General features: G+C 39.0%; 12 protein-coding genes. 8 read left to right on the top strand and 4 right to left on the bottom strand.

Annotated elements, in window-relative coordinates; genetic code table 11:
* Positions 1-12: 12 nt before the first annotated feature.
* Positions 13-516 (top strand): nucleoside deaminase, encoded by a 504-nt coding sequence (locus FBD94_RS12475; protein WP_131609891.1) that lies wholly within the window; start codon positions 13-15, stop codon positions 514-516.
* Positions 509-1,246 carry an EcsC family protein gene (locus FBD94_RS12470; protein ID WP_136880402.1) on the top strand — a complete coding sequence of 246 codons (738 nt, stop codon included), beginning with the start codon at positions 509-511 and terminating at the stop codon, positions 1,244-1,246. The genes FBD94_RS12475 and FBD94_RS12470 overlap by 8 nt, the downstream gene beginning before the upstream one ends.
* Here FBD94_RS12470 and FBD94_RS12465 read toward each other — a convergent pair.
* On the bottom strand, positions 1,243-1,641 hold the full coding sequence (locus tag FBD94_RS12465) for an RNA-binding S4 domain-containing protein (protein WP_131609889.1): 399 nt from the start codon (positions 1,639-1,641) through the stop codon (positions 1,243-1,245). The genes FBD94_RS12470 and FBD94_RS12465 overlap by 4 nt on opposite strands.
* Positions 1,642-1,719: 78 nt before the next feature.
* Between FBD94_RS12465 and FBD94_RS12460 the strand changes: the two genes are divergently transcribed.
* The 6 genes from FBD94_RS12460 to miaA are packed head-to-tail and all read left to right on the top strand — an operon-like array spanning position 1,720 to position 7,341.
* On the top strand, positions 1,720-2,538 hold the full coding sequence (locus FBD94_RS12460) for a 2,3,4,5-tetrahydropyridine-2,6-dicarboxylate N-succinyltransferase (protein ID WP_169472289.1): 819 nt from the start codon (positions 1,720-1,722) through the stop codon (positions 2,536-2,538).
* A 4-nt stretch (positions 2,539-2,542) separates the two neighbouring features.
* Entirely contained in the window at positions 2,543-3,658 is a 1,116-nt protein-coding gene (locus tag FBD94_RS12455; protein WP_131609887.1) for a glycosyltransferase family 4 protein, read from the top strand.
* Positions 3,659-3,713: 55 nt separating this feature from the next.
* Positions 3,714-4,280 carry an L-threonylcarbamoyladenylate synthase gene (locus FBD94_RS12450; RefSeq protein ID WP_131609886.1) on the top strand — a complete coding sequence of 189 codons (567 nt, stop codon included), beginning with the start codon at positions 3,714-3,716 and terminating at the stop codon, positions 4,278-4,280.
* Between the two features lie 26 nt (positions 4,281-4,306).
* On the top strand, positions 4,307-5,713 hold the full coding sequence (locus tag FBD94_RS12445; RefSeq protein ID WP_136880401.1) for a CCA tRNA nucleotidyltransferase: 1,407 nt from the start codon (positions 4,307-4,309) through the stop codon (positions 5,711-5,713).
* 57 nt (positions 5,714-5,770) lie between these two features.
* The gene (locus tag FBD94_RS12440) at positions 5,771-6,424 is read left to right on the top strand and encodes an IS1096 element passenger TnpR family protein (RefSeq protein WP_131609884.1); all 654 of its coding nucleotides are present in this window, start codon (positions 5,771-5,773) and stop codon (positions 6,422-6,424) included.
* On the top strand, positions 6,424-7,341 hold the full coding sequence (gene miaA / locus FBD94_RS12435; protein ID WP_131609883.1) for a tRNA (adenosine(37)-N6)-dimethylallyltransferase MiaA: 918 nt from the start codon (positions 6,424-6,426) through the stop codon (positions 7,339-7,341). Before FBD94_RS12440 ends, miaA begins: the two co-directional genes overlap by 1 nt.
* Here miaA and FBD94_RS12430 read toward each other — a convergent pair.
* The 3 genes from FBD94_RS12430 to rpoB all read right to left on the bottom strand — a co-directional run bounded on the left by FBD94_RS12430 (position 7,338) and on the right by rpoB (position 15,920).
* Entirely contained in the window at positions 7,338-7,652 is a 315-nt protein-coding gene (locus FBD94_RS12430) for a DUF3467 domain-containing protein (RefSeq protein WP_090785128.1), read from the bottom strand. The two genes, miaA and FBD94_RS12430, sit on opposite strands and share 4 nt — an antisense overlap.
* A gap of 90 nt (positions 7,653-7,742) precedes the next feature.
* Positions 7,743-12,029 (bottom strand): DNA-directed RNA polymerase subunit beta', encoded by a 4,287-nt coding sequence (gene rpoC, locus FBD94_RS12425; RefSeq protein ID WP_136880400.1) that lies wholly within the window; start codon positions 12,027-12,029, stop codon positions 7,743-7,745.
* A gap of 87 nt (positions 12,030-12,116) precedes the next feature.
* Positions 12,117-15,920, bottom strand: a complete 3,804-nt coding sequence (gene rpoB, locus FBD94_RS12420; protein WP_131609881.1) for a DNA-directed RNA polymerase subunit beta — start codon at positions 15,918-15,920, stop codon at positions 12,117-12,119.
* Positions 15,921-16,009: the final 89 nt, after the last annotated feature.

Raw genomic sequence — 16,009 nt, 5'->3', positions numbered from 1 at the left:
AATATTTTAATTATGACAAAGATGAACCAACACGAAAAATTCATGAAAATGGCCATACAGCTTTCGGAAGAAAATGTCCTGAATAATGTGGGCGAACCTTTTGGTGCAGTAATAGTGAAAGACGGAAAAATGATCGCCAAAAGTGCAAATAAAGTAACCTCAACAAACGACCCAACGGCCCACGCGGAGGTATCCGCAATACGAATTGCCTGTAAAAAGTTAAAAACGTTTGATTTAAGTGGTTGTGTAATTTACACAAGTTGCGAGCCCTGTCCTATGTGTTTAAGCGCAGTCTATTGGGCAAAAATTGATACTATTTATTATGCCAACACCAAACAGGATGCTGAATACATCGGCTTTAGTGATAAATTTATTTATGACGAATTGAACAAACCGATGGACCAACGCAAACTCCCAATCCAACAAATGATGAGAGACGAAGCTCAACAGGCCTTTAAACTGTGGAAAAAAAAGTCCTTTACGAATAGCCTATTAAGCACCACAAACAATGAATAGCTATAACCAAAAAATACACATCGAACTGGAGTTCTGGAAAAGAGAGATGCTGCGCAAACCATCTTTTCTAAATAGGATGACCAATAATATCCAGAAAAAACTCAATAGCTATATTCCAGATAAAGTTCACAAAACCATTACCACAGCAATGAAAGCAATGGTAAAAACAGTGCTCTATGGCTCTACTTATACAACATCAGCTATGGCCCCAAAAGAGATGAGTATGATACACCGCGAATCTCTGATCTTACAAAAAATAGATAATTACTGCAAAACTGGAGCTGCAGAAGGTGGGATTACAGGAGCAGGTGGTTTTTTAACAAGTATGGCGGATTTCCCAATTCTAATTGCCATTAAAATGAAATTGCTTTTTGAAATCGCGGCTTTATACGGCTTTGAGGTGAAAGATTACCGGGAGCGACTTTACATCTTATACATATTTCAATTGGCATTTTCGAGCAAACAGGGCACAACAAAAGTGTTTATGCATATCCAAGACTGGGAAAAACAATTGTCAACACTTCCAGAAGACCCTAATGATTTTGACTGGTTGACTTTTCAGCAAGAATACCGCGATTATATAGACCTGGCTAAACTAGCCCAGCTACTCCCAGTTGTTGGTGCAGCAGTGGGTGCCGTTGCCAATTACCAATTGATTAAAAAATTAGGAAAAACAGCTATGCAAGCTTATAGGTTACGATTAATTGAAAATCCAAAACTGTCAAGTTAATCCTCTTCAAACATACCCCCTATTAAATCGTCAGTTTCGCGTCTGTCTTTTTTAGTTGGCCTTCCTGTACCTCGATCCCGCTTAAGCGCCGGTGCATGAAACATGGACTTAAATCCATGTGTTTCCTCTATAGGAGTAATATCTTTATATTTTGTAACAGCAATTTTAGCCTCAACCCTGTTGTACAAAAGCTCTACCACCTCAATTAATTTCTTTTCAATTCCTTTAGATACCTGATAAACATCTCCGGGCTTTACAATTGCCGAAGCTTTAAGATTTTGACCATTAAACTTCACACGCCCAGCCTTGCAAGCTTCAGTTGCCAAGCTCCTGGTTTTAAATAATCTTATTGCCCATAAGTATTTATCTATCCGTAATTTCTCTTGTTCAGCCATAAAAATCAAAAATACATTAAGAAAACACATCGTCAATACATAAAATTGATTTATTTTGTCAAAAAATAACAAACGATCATGATAGCAGAATTAAAAAAGTTGGTAGAAGCCGCTTGGGAAGACAGAACTTTATTAGAATATAGCGAACATTGCGAAGCAATTGAAACTGTAGTTATGCAGTTAGACAAAGGCGAATTACGCGTTGCAGAACCAGTCCTTAACTCTTGGGGTATTAATGAATGGATAAAAAAAGCAGTAATACTTTATTTCCCGATCAGACAAATGAAGGAAATTGAAATGGGCCCTTTTGTTTTTCATGATAAAATGAAATTAAAAACCAATTACAAAGAGATAGGTGTAAGAGTTGTTCCTGGTGCAAGTGCCCGTTATGGCGCATACTTAGCTAAAGGTGTAATTATGATGCCTTCTTATGTAAACATAGGTGCTTATGTTGATGAAGGTACGATGGTAGATACCTGGGCTACAGTTGGCTCATGTGCTCAAATTGGAAAACATGTACACTTAAGCGGTGGTGTTGGTATTGGTGGTGTTTTAGAACCTATCCAGGCTGCTCCAGTAATTATCGAAGACAACTGTTTCCTTGGATCAAGAGCGATCGTTGTCGAAGGTGTACGCGTAGAAAAAGAAGCTGTACTAGGTGCAAACGTAGTATTAACCGCATCTACAAAAATCATTGATATAACTGGCTCAACTCCTGTTGAGTATAAAGGTATCGTTCCTGCACGCTCGGTTGTAATTCCTGGTAGCTACGCTAAGAAATTCCCTGCTGGAGAATACCACGTACCATGTGCCCTGATCATTGGCAAACGTAAAGAATCAACAGATAAAAAAACTTCCCTTAATGATGCATTGAGAGAAAACAATGTAGCAGTATAACATAATGAATATTGGTTTTGACGGAAAAAGAGCAGCAAATAATCTTACAGGTTTAGGTAACTACAGCCGCTCATTAATTGGCCACCTGGCCAAATATTTCCCTCAAAACCAATATTTTGTTTACAGCCCCAAAGTAAAAGACATCCCACAGGTTAACGCTTTTATCAACACCAAAGCGATACACCTGAAACTGCCCGAAACAAAAGGTTTATTGTGGAGAAGCTTAGGGATAAAAAAACAACTGTTAAAAGATAGAATAGATCTTTACCATGGCCTAAGCCATGAAATTCCAATTGGCATCCATAAAACTGGCATCCCTTCTATAGTAACTATACATGATCTGATCTTCATTAAGTTCCCTAAAAACTTCGGTGTCATTGATCGATTTATCTATAACCTAAAAACCAGGTATGCCTGCAAACATGCGGATGGTATCATTGCCATAAGTGAACAAACCAAACAAGACATTATCCAGTTTTTTAAAATTGCTCCCGATAAAATTGAAGTCATTTATCAAAGTTGCGATGACAGTTTCAAATTGCAAGCAACAGCCGAAACAAAAAAGCTTGTTCATGAAAAATACAACCTACCGGATCAGTACATTTTAAATGTAGGTACCATAGAGACCAGGAAAAACCTGCTTACCTTAATAAAAGCATTGAAAAATGTAAACGAAGCGTATAAGCTGGTCGTAATAGGAAAAAAGACGGGTTATTATAAATTGGTAGAAAAAGAGATTCAAGAACAGGGCTTAATCGACCGGGTTCTTTTTCTTCAAAATGTCCCCTTTACCGATCTCCCAGTCATTTACCAAATGGCCACTGTTTTTGCATACCCTTCCGTATATGAAGGTTTCGGAATCCCCATCATTGAGGCCTTGTACACTCATGTTCCTGTAGTGGCTGCAACAGGTTCTTGCCTTGAAGAGGCCGGCGGCCCCAACAGCATTTACGTTCATCCTACTGATCATACCGCTTTGGCGAATGCCATAAATAAGATATTGGCCAATCCTGACCTACAAGCCGAAATGAAAGAAAAAGGCATAGCTTACGTTCAGAAATTTAATAACGAACACATCAGCAATCAGATGATGCAGTTGTACATCAAAACTTTTAAATAAATCATCTATAAAAATCGTCTTTGATGCAGTAAGGATAAAATTGTAATTTTACCCTATGCTAAGAACAGAAATTGAAAAAGCCCTTGCTGTTTTAAAAGACGGAGGAGTCATCCTTTATCCTACAGATACAGTGTGGGGACTTGGTTGCGATGCCACCAATGAACAGGCAGTCGCAAAAATCAATGAAATTAAGGGCCGTGCAGCCGACAAAAGCTTCATCATTCTTTTAGATACCGATAACAAACTACAAAGCTATGTAAATGAAGTACCTGATGTGGCATACGACCTGATAGAATACGCAGAAAACCCACTTACCTTAGTATTTCCCGGTGCTAAAAATCTAGCAAAAAATGTAATCAATGCCGATGGAAGCATTGGAATAAGGATTGCTAAACATGATTTCTGCCAACAACTTATTCAAAGGTTTCGCAAACCCATTACCTCAACATCTGCAAATGTATCTGGTGCCCCAACTCCACTCTTTTTTGACGAGATTAGTGACGAAATAAAAGAAGCAGTAGACTATATTGTTGACTTAGAGCAAGAACTCAAAACCAATAAAAAGCCATCAACCATAATGAAATTAGCGCCCGGAGGTCAATTTTCCTTTATTAGAAGGTAAGTTTTACTACTTTTGCAATCTCATCGATGGAACAACATTTACAACATCCTATTTTTAAAGCGCTTGCCGGCATAGCTGACACACACCATATCGAAGCCTATATTATTGGCGGTTATGTAAGGGATATTTTCCTAAACAGACCCTCTAAAGACATTGATATTGTAGTACTAGGCAACGGAATCGAATTTGCGGAGCTTGCAGGTAAACACCTGAAAAGTAAAGTCGCTGTTTTTAAAAACTTCGGTACTGCAATGCTTAAATACCAGGATCTGGAAATAGAATTTGTAGGTGCCAGGAAAGAATCCTATCGTTCAGATTCACGTAAACCCATTGTAGAGAATGGTACAATTGAAGATGATCAACTGAGAAGAGATTTTACCATTAATGCACTGGCCATATCTTTAAACAAAGCAAATTACGGGCAGCTGGTTGATCCTTTTAACGGGATAATCGATCTCAATAACAAGTTGATCCGGACACCACTGGAACCTGAGCTTACCTTTTCAGATGACCCTTTGCGCATGATGCGCGCAATTCGTTTTGCTTCGCAGCTTAATTTCAGTATCGACGAACAAGCTTTAAATGCAATAAAGAAGCAGAAAGAACGCATTAGCATCGTTTCTAAAGAGCGCATCACTGACGAGCTGAACAAGATTATAATGTCGGATGTTCCGTCAATAGGTTTTAAATACTTATTTGATACCGGACTACTTCAGCTCATATTTCCACAAATGGCCGGCCTGTATGGGGTTGACATCATTAATGGAAAAGGGCACAAAGATAATTTTTACCACACCCTACAAGTACTCGATAACATCTGCGAGACTACCAAAGACCTTTGGCTACGCTGGGCAGCAATCTTGCATGACATTGCTAAACCCGCCACCAAACGTTTTGAAGAAGGACATGGCTGGACCTTTCACGGTCACGAAGATAAAGGCGCACGAATGGTTCCTAAGATATTTGCTCAGCTTAAACTTCCCCTAAATGAAAAGATGAAGTTTGTGCAAAAACTGGTGCAACTACACCTTCGCCCCATTGTATTGGCACAAGAAGTGGTCACAGACTCGGCAGTAAGAAGACTATTATTTGATGCCGGCGAAGACATAGAGAGCTTAATGTTGCTCTGCAATGCCGATGTGACTACCAAAAATGAGTATAAGGTAAAAAAATACCGCAATAACTTTGAACTGGTAAAACAAAAACTCAAAGATGTAGAAGAACGCGACAAGATCAGAAATTGGCAACCCCCTATCTCCGGTAATGACATCATGGAGATTTTTGGTTTAAGTGCTGGAAAAGAAGTCGGCCTACTTAAAAATGCCATCCGAGAAGCAATTCTGGAAGGAGAAATAACAAACACATACGATAACGCGTTACAATTTATGCTTGAAAAAGCTAAAGAATTCGGGCTTCAGCCAATAAAGCGTTAACACAATTATATAAAGTATATTTTATTTTTTAATTTTATACCTAGAAAAGAGGCTAAAATGGCAATTTATAGATTTAGAATAAGTTTCGAAGATTTCGATGAAGTAGTACGGGAAATAGATATCAAGTCCACCCAAACATTTGAAGATTTGCATAAAGCAGTACACCGTTCAACTGGGTACTCTGCGGAGAAATCATCATCATTTTTTGTAAGTACTGACAACTGGATAAAAGGTGATGAAATTGCCTATCTGCCAACGCAACGTAAAACAGATAGAGGGGTAGCCTTGATGGAAACTTCTAAATTAAACAGATTCATCGAAGACCCACACCAGAAATTTTATTACATCTATAACTTCGACCGTCCATTTGATTTTCACGTAGAACTCATCAAGATCATCCTTGATCCAGATCCGAACATAGAGTATCCATTCTTGGTAAAAAGTACAGGAGAAGCCCCTAAAATTATCGAAAAGGATAACTTTGGCGCTGTTACAGTATCTGCGGCTCCAGCATCTACAGAATTTGATTTCTTAAATGAAATGGATTTTGTACCTGAAGACACAGAAGAAATCGAAGCGATGGGTGGCCGAGGCATCAATGCAGAAGAAAAATCTGACGACGCTGATGAAGAAGAAACTGATGATGCAGATGAATTTGCAGACAATGATGACTACGAAGACGAAGAATACAATAGTAAAGAGGACTATTAATGCCAGATATGGCATTAAATAAAACATTAATTGTAATTGTTGGTCCAACCGGAATAGGAAAAACTGCACTGGCCATTGCTTTGGCCAGGCATTTTTCTACTGAAATCATATCAGCCGACTCCAGGCAATTTTTTAAGGAGATGGAAATTGGAACAGCAAAACCTTCAGCCGAAGAACTGGCTGCTGCACCCCATCACTTTATCAACTCCCATAGCATAGAAAACTTATTTAGTACTGGTGATTTCGAAATACAAGCCATTGATCGAATTACTCAATTGTTTGAAAAGCATAACCTGTTGATCATGGTTGGCGGCTCCGGTTTGTATATAGATGCCGTATGTAATGGATTAGATGATCTTCCGGAAACAGATATGAACATCCGCGAAAAACTTAATCAACAGCTAGCAAACGAGGGCCTGGAAGCTATCAAAAAGCAGCTCAGCGAGTATGATCCCGAATACTATAACAAAGTGGATCAGTCCAATCCACAACGCATGATCAGAGGTCTGGAATTTTACCTATCTACAGGTACAAAACTATCTGCCCATCTTACCAACAGCAAAAAAATCAGACCATTCAATATCATCAAAATAGGTCTGAATATGGACCGTTCGGAGCTCTACAACCGGATAAACCAACGTGTAGATAAAATGATGGAAGCGGGTTTATTAGATGAAGTAAAGGGTCTACAACCCTTCAGAAAATACAATGCACTCAATACAGTGGGGTATTCAGAATTATTCGCTTATTTAGATGGCGAAATCGCGTTGAAAGACGCCGTAGATCAAATTAAGCAGAACACCAGACGTTTTGCAAAACGCCAGCTTACATGGTTTAGAAGAGATGACAGCACCGCCTGGTTTGAACCTGGCCAAGATAATGCCGTCATCAATTATATCGGTCAAAAAGCAGACTAAGCCTGCGCCGTAGGGCCACCAAAGTTCATCGGAAAGCCTGGAGGCTCCTCTTGAGTCTTTATACGTCCATTTACAGCTTCATATTTTTCAATATTATCCTGCATTGCAGCTACTAATCTTTTAGCATGCTCAGGTGTCAATATAATCCTTGATTTTACTCTTGCTTTAGGTACACCAGGCATAACCCTGATAAAATCCAATACAAACTCCGTATTCGAGTGTGTGATAATAGCCAGATTAGAAAATATCCCTTCTGCGATTTCTTCAGAAAGCTCAATATTTAATTGGTTCTCGTTGTTTTGTTCTTCCATAAGACAAACTTAGATAATTTTTAGTATTGACTGGCAAAAAAAATCCCCCAACTTAAAAGAAGGGGGATTTTAGAAAAATGTATTTAAATATTAAGCATCTACTTCTTCTTGTTTCGAAGCTAATAATTTATCGTATTCTTCCTGAGAACCTACAATGATACGCTCGTATCCACGTACACCAGTACCTGAAGGGATTAAGTGTCCAACAATAACGTTTTCTTTCAATCCAAGCATGTTATCACGTTTACCAGCAATAGCTGCCTCGTTTAACACTTTTGTAGTTTCCTGGAACGATGCCGCCGAGATGAACGATTTCGTACCTAATGAAGCACGTGTAATACCTTGTAGCATTGAACTCGCAGTTGCAGGTCTTGCATCACGAACTTCAATTTGTTTCAAGTCTTTACGTCTCAATTGAGAATTCTCATCTCTTAATTTACGTAATGAAATGATCTGACCAGGTTTAACCGTGTTTGAATCACCAGCTTCAATTACAACTTTTTTGTCGTAAATATCATCATTCTCAATCATGAAGTCCCAACGATCTGCAGAGTTGTTCTCTAAGAAAGTAGTATCTCCTGGATCTTCGATATGAACCTTTTGCATCATTTGGTGAACAATTACCTCAAAGTGCTTATCGTTGATTTTCACACCTTGTAAACGGTAAACCTCTTGGATACCATTTACTAAGTACTCTTGTACAGCTGCCGGGCCTTTAATAGCCAGGATATCTGCAGGAGAGATCGAACCATCAGATAAAGGCATACCTGCTTTTACAAAGTCATTATCCTGAACCAGGATGTGTTTAGACAATGGAACAAGGTATTTTTTAACTTCACCATCCTTAGATTCGATAGTCATCTCACGATTACCACGTTTCACGCCACCTAGCGTTACCACACCATCAATCTCTGTTACTACAGCAGGGTTAGATGGATTACGTGCTTCGAAAAGCTCAGTTACACGTGGTAAACCACCCGTAATATCCCTTGTTTTTCCAGTCGTACGAGGTATCTTAACTAAAATCTGACCAGTTTGAACCATATCACCTTCATCAATTGCGATGTGTGCACCAACAGGGATGTTATATCCACGGATCAATTCACCTTTCTTATCAACAACTCTTACTGAAGGATTTTTAGTTTTATCACGGGTATCGATAATTACTTTCTCACGGTGACCAGTTTGCTCATCTGACTCTTCACGGAAGGTTACACCCTCAATAATAGCGTCAAATTCGATTTTACCGGCAAACTCCGAGATAATAACCGCGTTGTACGGATCCCAAGAACAAATCCTATCACCTTTAGTGATGGTAGCACCATCCTGAACGTATAAGAATGAACCATAAGGAATGTTATTCGTCATGATCACTTTGCCTGTTACAGCTTCAACGATCTTGAACTCACCTGAACGACCCAATACGATATTAGTTAAGCCATCTTCAGTTTTTGTTTCAACAGTACGAACGTTTTCAAATTCGATGACACCATCAAATTTAGCCATGATCTGAGATTCTGCAGCGATGTTCGATGCAGTACCCCCAACGTGGAACGTACGTAATGTTAACTGTGTACCCGGCTCACCGATTGACTGTGCAGCAATTACACCAACAGCCTCACCTTTTTGAACACGCTTACCAGTTGCTAAGTTACGTCCGTAGCAAAGTGCACAAACGCCTCTTTTGTTTTCGCAGGTTAATACCGAACGAATTTCAATACCTTCTAAAGGAGACTCTTCAATTGTTTTAGCAATTTCTTCAGTTACATCCTCTCCAGCACCAACCAATAGCTTTCCATCTAAAGGATTGAATACATCATGTAGCGAAATACGACCTAAAATTCTGTCATATAATGGTTCAACGATGTCTTCATTATCTTTCAATGCAGTGGTAAACATACCTCTCAATGTACCGCAATCCGCAGAATTAACGATCATATCCTGTGCCACATCATGTAAACGACGTGTCAAGTAACCAGCATCAGCCGTTTTTAACGCCGTATCCGCCAAACCTTTACGAGCACCGTGGGTAGAGATAAAGTACTCTAATACCGACAGACCTTCTTTAAAGTTTGATAAGATCGGGTTTTCAATAATCTCACCACCTGAACCTGATTTCTGAGGCTTAGCCATCAAACCACGCATACCGCATAGCTGACGAATCTGCTCTTTCGAACCACGGGCTCCAGAGTCCAACATCATATATACTGAGTTGAAACCTTGGTTATCGCTCGATAACTGATTCATCACGAATGATGTTAATCTGTTATTGATACGAGTCCAGATATCGATAATTTGGTTGTAACGCTCGTTGTTGGTAATGAAACCCATGTTATAGTTGTTTCTTACCTCATCAACTTCTGCAGAAGCTTGCTCTAGTAGCGCTTGCTTCTCAACAGGGATGTTTACATCCTGTAAGTTAAATGATAAACCACCGCGGAAGGCCATTTGGAAACCTAATTCCTTAATGTCATCAAGGAACCTTGCTGCACGTGCCATACCCGTGATTTTAACAATCTCACCAATAATATCTCTTAGAGATTTCTTAGTAAGCAATTCGTTGATGTAACCTACTTCTACTGGTACCATTTGGTTAAACAATACACGACCAACAGTAGTTTCCATCAATTTATTAACGATCGTACCATCTTCTAATTTAACATTTACCTTAACCTTGATAAATGCATGAAGATCAATCATTTTCTCATTGTAAGCAATGATAACTTCTTCTGGAGAATAGAAAGAGAAATCTTGTCCTTTAACTACACGTCCTTCATCTGTTCTACGGCCTTTAGTAATGTAATAAAGACCCAAAACCATATCCTGAGAAGGTACAGTAATAGGTGTACCGTTTGCAGGGTTCAAGATGTTGTGTGCTGCAAGCATTAATACTTGCGCTTCAAGGATTGCGGCGTGCCCTAATGGTAAATGTACTGCCATCTGGTCACCGTCAAAATCCGCGTTAAAAGCTGTACACACTAAAGGGTGTAATTGAATTGCTTTACCTTCAACCAATTTAGGCTGGAACGACTGGATACCCAATCTGTGCAACGTAGGCGCACGATTCAGTAATACAGGGTGTCCTTTTAAAACATTCTCAAGAATATCCCAAACTAATGGATCTTTCCTGTCTACAATTTTCTTTGCAGATTTTACTGTTTTAACAATACCTCTTTCTATCATCTTACGGATGATAAATGGTTTGAATAGCTCAGCAGCCATATCCTTAGGTAAACCGCACTCGTGTAATTTAAGGTTTGGACCTACAACAATTACCGAACGAGCAGAATAATCCACACGTTTACCTAATAAGTTCTGACGGAAACGACCTTGTTTACCTTTCAAGATATCAGAAAGGGATTTCAAAGCACGGTTACCTTCAGTTTTTACAGCATTTACTTTACGTGAGTTATCAAATAACGAATCTACAGCTTCCTGTAACATACGTTTTTCGTTACGCAAAATTACCTCTGGAGCTTTGATCTCGATCAAACGCTTCAAACGGTTATTACGGATAATCACACGACGATACAAATCATTTAGATCTGAAGTTGCAAAACGACCACCTTCTAATGGTACTAAAGGACGTAATTCTGGTGGAATAACCGGAACGATCTTAATGATCATCCACTCAGGATTATTCTCAATACGCGATCTTGAACCACGGAAAGCCTCAACAACTTGTAAGCGTTTTAAAGCCTCATTTTTACGTTGTTGTGAAGTCTCGTTTGCAGCCTGGTGGCGTAAGTTATAAGATAAAGTATCTAAATCAATACGTTTTAACAAATCTTCTAATGCTTCAGCACCCATTTTGGCGATGAATTTATTAGGATCTTTATCATCCAGGTATTGGTTTTCTTTAGGCAACTTATCAAGAATATCTAAATACTCCTCTTCAGTTAAGAAATCCATGTATTGAATACCTTCTTCGGCCATAAAACCTGGCTGAATTACTACATAACGCTCGTAGTAAATGATCAGGTCAAGTCTTTTTGTTGGTAAGCCTAATAAGTATCCAATTTTATTTGGTAATGAACGGAAGTACCAGATATGCGCAACAGGAACTACCAAATTAATGTGTCCCATACGTTCTCTACGAACTTTCTTTTCCGTTACCTCAACACCACAACGGTCACAAACAATACCTTTATAACGGATACGTTTATATTTACCGCAATGACATTCGTAATCTTTAACCGGACCAAAAATACGCTCGCAAAACAAACCATCACGCTCAGGTTTGTAAGTACGATAATTGATAGTCTCAGGTTTTAACACCTCACCACTAGAGCGCTCTAAAATAGCCTCCGGCGATGCCAAACTAATGGTAATCGAGGTGAAATTGCTTTTTAATTTATTATCCTTTTTGTAAGACATAGCTCTTTTGTTTGAAAGTTGAAAAATTTAAAAAGTTGGGATGCTTTCAGAAAAGCCCTATACATCCCAACAAAATAACTTTCAACATTAGTCTAACGTAATATCTAAACCTAATCCACGTAACTCATGCACCAATACGTTAAACGATTCCGGTACACCTGGAGTAGGAAGGTTCTCGCCTTTTACAATCGCCTCATAAGTTTTGGCCCTACCGATAACATCATCCGACTTAACAGTTAATATCTCTTGTAGGATATTGGCAGCACCAAATGCCTCCAATGCCCAAACCTCCATCTCACCAAAACGCTGACCACCGAACTGGGCTTTACCACCCAATGGTTGTTGTGTAATCAATGAGTATGGTCCGATTGAACGAGCGTGCATCTTATCATCAACCATGTGTCCTAATTTCAACATGTAGATAATACCTACAGTTGTTGGTTGGTCAAATTTCTCACCCGTTAAACCGTTATGTAAGTAAGTTCTACCTGAAGCAGGTACACCCGCTTTAGCGATCCAATCTTCTACCTCGTCATGTTTAGCACCATCAAAGATTGGAGTTGCAAATTTAACACCCAATTCTTTACCGGCCCATGCCAATACAGTTTCATAGATCTGGCCCAAGTTCATACGTGAAGGTACACCCAGTGGGTTCAACACGATATCAACAGGAGTTCCATCTTCAAGGAATGGCATATCTTCATCACGAACGATACGGGCTACAATACCCTTATTACCGTGACGACCAGCCATCTTATCACCTACTTTTAACTTACGTTTTTTAGCTACATAAACTTTAGCCATTTGTACAATACCTGATGGCAATTCATCACCAACACTGATGGCGAATTTATCACGTTTGTAAGCACCTAGCTCTTCGTTTACACGAATACCATAGTTATGAAGCAACAACTTGATCTGATCATTTTTGTCATCATCAGTAGTCCATTTGTATGGATTGATGTGCGCATATTCTAGATCTGTTAAACTTTTCTGCGTAAACTTAGCACCTTTAGGGAACAACAATTCTTTATAAACGTTGAATACACCTTGAGATGTTTTACCATTCACAATTTGGAATAGTTTGTCTACCAATTCATTTTTCAGATTTAAAACAGCAAGATCATATCTCTTGTCTAATTTCTCTATTGCCGATTTCTCTTCAGCTTTAGTTGTTTTCTTAGCTCTTGAGAATAACTTAGTGTCAATTACCACACCTCTGATAGATGGTGGAGTTTTCAAAGATGCATCTTTCACATCTCCTGCTTTATCACCAAATATCGCACGTAATAATTTCTCCTCTGGCGAAGGATCAGATTCTCCTTTAGGAGTGATCTTACCAATAAGGATGTCACCTTCTTTAACCTCAGCACCGATACGGATAATACCGTTCTCATCTAAATCTTTAGTAGCTTCTTCAGAAACGTTAGGGATATCTGGTGTTAATTCCTCTTCCCCACGTTTTGTATCACGCACTTCCAATTCAAACTCTTCAATGTGTAATGAAGTAAAGATATCTTCACGAACAATACGCTCGCTAATTACGATCGCATCCTCAAAGTTATACCCTTGCCAAGGCATGAAAGCAACTTTTAAGTTTCTTCCTAATGCCAATTCACCATTTTCAGTAGCATAACCTTCACAAAGTACTTGCCCTTTAACAACTTTCTGACCTTTCTTAACGATCGGTTTCAAGTTGATACAAGTATTCTGGTTGGTTTTCTTGAATTTGATTAATTTATAAGTTTTGCTATCACCTTCGAAAGAAACTAAACGATCGCCGTCGTTTCTTACATATTTAATAGTGATCTCATTTGCATCTACATATTCAACTACACCTTCGCCTTCAGCATTGATCAGTGTTCTTGAATCGCGGGCTACGCGACCTTCCAAACCTGTACCAACAATCGGAGCCTCAGGACGCAACAAAGGTACGGCCTGACGTTGCATGTTCGATCCCATCAAAGCCCTGTTCGCATCATCATGCTCAAGGAAAGGAATCAACGATGCAGCGATCGAAGTAATCTGATTAGGTGCCACGTCCATTAAGTCTAATTTCTCAGGCTCAATAACCGGGAAGTCACCCTCATAACGCGCTTTTACACGTGAGGTAGTGAAATTACCTTTATCATCGTAAGAGGCATTTGCCTGAGCAATCGTTTTACCATCTTCATCTTCAGCAGATAAATAGATAACCGGTTCGTCCATGGCTACAATACCATTCTCAACTTTTTTATATGGTGTTTCAATGAAACCTAAACTGTTGATCTTCGCATGAACACACAGAGATGAAATCAAACCAATGTTTGGTCCCTCTGGGGTTTCAATCGTACACAAACGACCGTAGTGCGTATAGTGAACGTCACGAACCTCGAAACCTGCACGCTCACGTGATAGACCACCTGGGCCTAAGGCTGACAAACGACGCTTGTGCGTAATCTCTGCCAAAGGATTCGTCTGGTCCATGAACTGTGATAACTGGTTTGTTCCAAAGAATGAATTAATTACCGACGATAAAGTACGGGCATTAATCAAATCAGTTGGGGTGAAAACCTCGTTGTCACGAATGTTCATACGCTCACGAATGGTACGAGCCATACGCGCTAAACCAACACCAAATTGAGCGTATAATTGCTCACCTACTGTACGAACACGACGATTCGACAAGTGATCAATATCATCCACCTCTTCTTTAGAGTTGATCAGTTTAATCAAATATTTAACAATCGCAATAATATCTGCTTTTGTTAAAACCTTTACATGATCAGGAGTATCCATCTTCAACTTACGGTTGATACGGTATCTACCCACATCACCTAAGTCATAACGTTTATCCGAGAAGAACAAACGCTCGATAATACCTCTTGCAGTTTCCTCATCAGGTGGTTCTGCGTTACGCAAAGCACGATAGATGTTTTCAACAGCCTCTTTTTCAGAGTTCGAAGTATCCTTTTGTAAAGTATTATATATAATGGTATAATCAGCCTGGCTTGCACCATCATCTTTAGACAAGATGATCGTTTTAACACCAGCATCAATGATCATGTCAATATGGTCGTCTTCTAAAACAGTATCCCTGTCCAAGATTACTTCATTACGATCAATAGAAACTACCTCGCCAGTATCCTCATCCACAAAATCTTCAACCCATTTCCTCAATACTCTTGCAGCAAGCTTACGACCGATATATTTCTTCAAACCTGATTTGCTAACCTTAACCTCATCAGCAAGATCAAACAATTCAAGAATGTCTTTATCAGAATCATAACCAATAGCACGCAATAACGTGGTAACAGGGAATTTTTTCTTACGATCAATATAAGCGTACATCACGTTATTCACGTCAGTAGCAAATTCAATCCAAGAACCTTTGAAAGGGATTACACGGGCAGAGTATAATTTAGTTCCGTTAGTGTGACGGCTTTGGCCGAAGAACACTCCAGGAGACCTGTGTAGTTGTGAAACAATTACACGTTCTGCACCATTAATCACAAACGTACCTTTAGGAGTCATATAAGGTATGGTTCCTAAATATACATCTTGAATGATGGTTTCAAAATCTTCGTGTTCTGCATCATTACACGAAAGCTTTAATTTAGCTTTCAATGGAACACTATAAGTTAACCCACGGTCAATACACTCAGGTATATCATAACGTGGTGGGTCAATAAAATAATCCAGGAATTCTAAAACAAAAATGTTTCTCGAATCTGTGATTGGGAAATTCTCAGCGAACACCTTAAACAAACCTTCTGTATGACGGTTATCTGAAGTAGTTTCGATCTGAAAAAATTCTCTGAATGATTGCAACTGCACATCAAGAAAATCTGGGTAATCTATGATATGCTTACTACGTGCAAAATTTACTCTTTGGTCGACTTTATTTGCCAATGGACTAAAGTTAATTTAGTTTAAGAATAAACTATTTGTTTGGTTTGCCGCTAAACAATTTCATCAACCAAACTAAATGAAATGTTTAT

This window comes from Pedobacter hiemivivus, from assembly GCF_005144565.1.
Taxonomy (GTDB): Bacteria; Bacteroidota; Bacteroidia; order Sphingobacteriales; family Sphingobacteriaceae; genus Pedobacter; species Pedobacter hiemivivus.
Note: the sequence above shows the minus strand (reverse complement) of the source record. Positions and strands in the feature narration are given on the sequence as shown.

Bases quoted from the DNA above. Each gene is read 5' to 3' on its own strand.
- FBD94_RS12475 (WP_131609891.1), top strand. From the start codon at position 13: ATGACAAAGATGAACCAACACGAAAAATTCATGAAAATGGCCATACAG.
- rpoC (WP_136880400.1), bottom strand. From the start codon at position 12,029: ATGTCTTACAAAAAGGATAATAAATTAAAAAGCAATTTCACCTCGATT.
- FBD94_RS12440 (WP_131609884.1), top strand. From the start codon at position 5,771: ATGGCAATTTATAGATTTAGAATAAGTTTCGAAGATTTCGATGAAGTA.
- FBD94_RS12460 (WP_169472289.1), top strand. From the start codon at position 1,720: ATGATAGCAGAATTAAAAAAGTTGGTAGAAGCCGCTTGGGAAGACAGA.
- FBD94_RS12450 (WP_131609886.1), top strand. From the start codon at position 3,714: ATGCTAAGAACAGAAATTGAAAAAGCCCTTGCTGTTTTAAAAGACGGA.
- FBD94_RS12430 (WP_090785128.1), bottom strand. From the start codon at position 7,652: ATGGAAGAACAAAACAACGAGAACCAATTAAATATTGAGCTTTCTGAA.
- miaA (WP_131609883.1), top strand. From the start codon at position 6,424: ATGCCAGATATGGCATTAAATAAAACATTAATTGTAATTGTTGGTCCA.
- FBD94_RS12445 (WP_136880401.1), top strand. From the start codon at position 4,307: ATGGAACAACATTTACAACATCCTATTTTTAAAGCGCTTGCCGGCATA.
- FBD94_RS12455 (WP_131609887.1), top strand. From the start codon at position 2,543: ATGAATATTGGTTTTGACGGAAAAAGAGCAGCAAATAATCTTACAGGT.
- FBD94_RS12470 (WP_136880402.1), top strand. From the start codon at position 509: ATGAATAGCTATAACCAAAAAATACACATCGAACTGGAGTTCTGGAAA.
- FBD94_RS12465 (WP_131609889.1), bottom strand. From the start codon at position 1,641: ATGGCTGAACAAGAGAAATTACGGATAGATAAATACTTATGGGCAATA.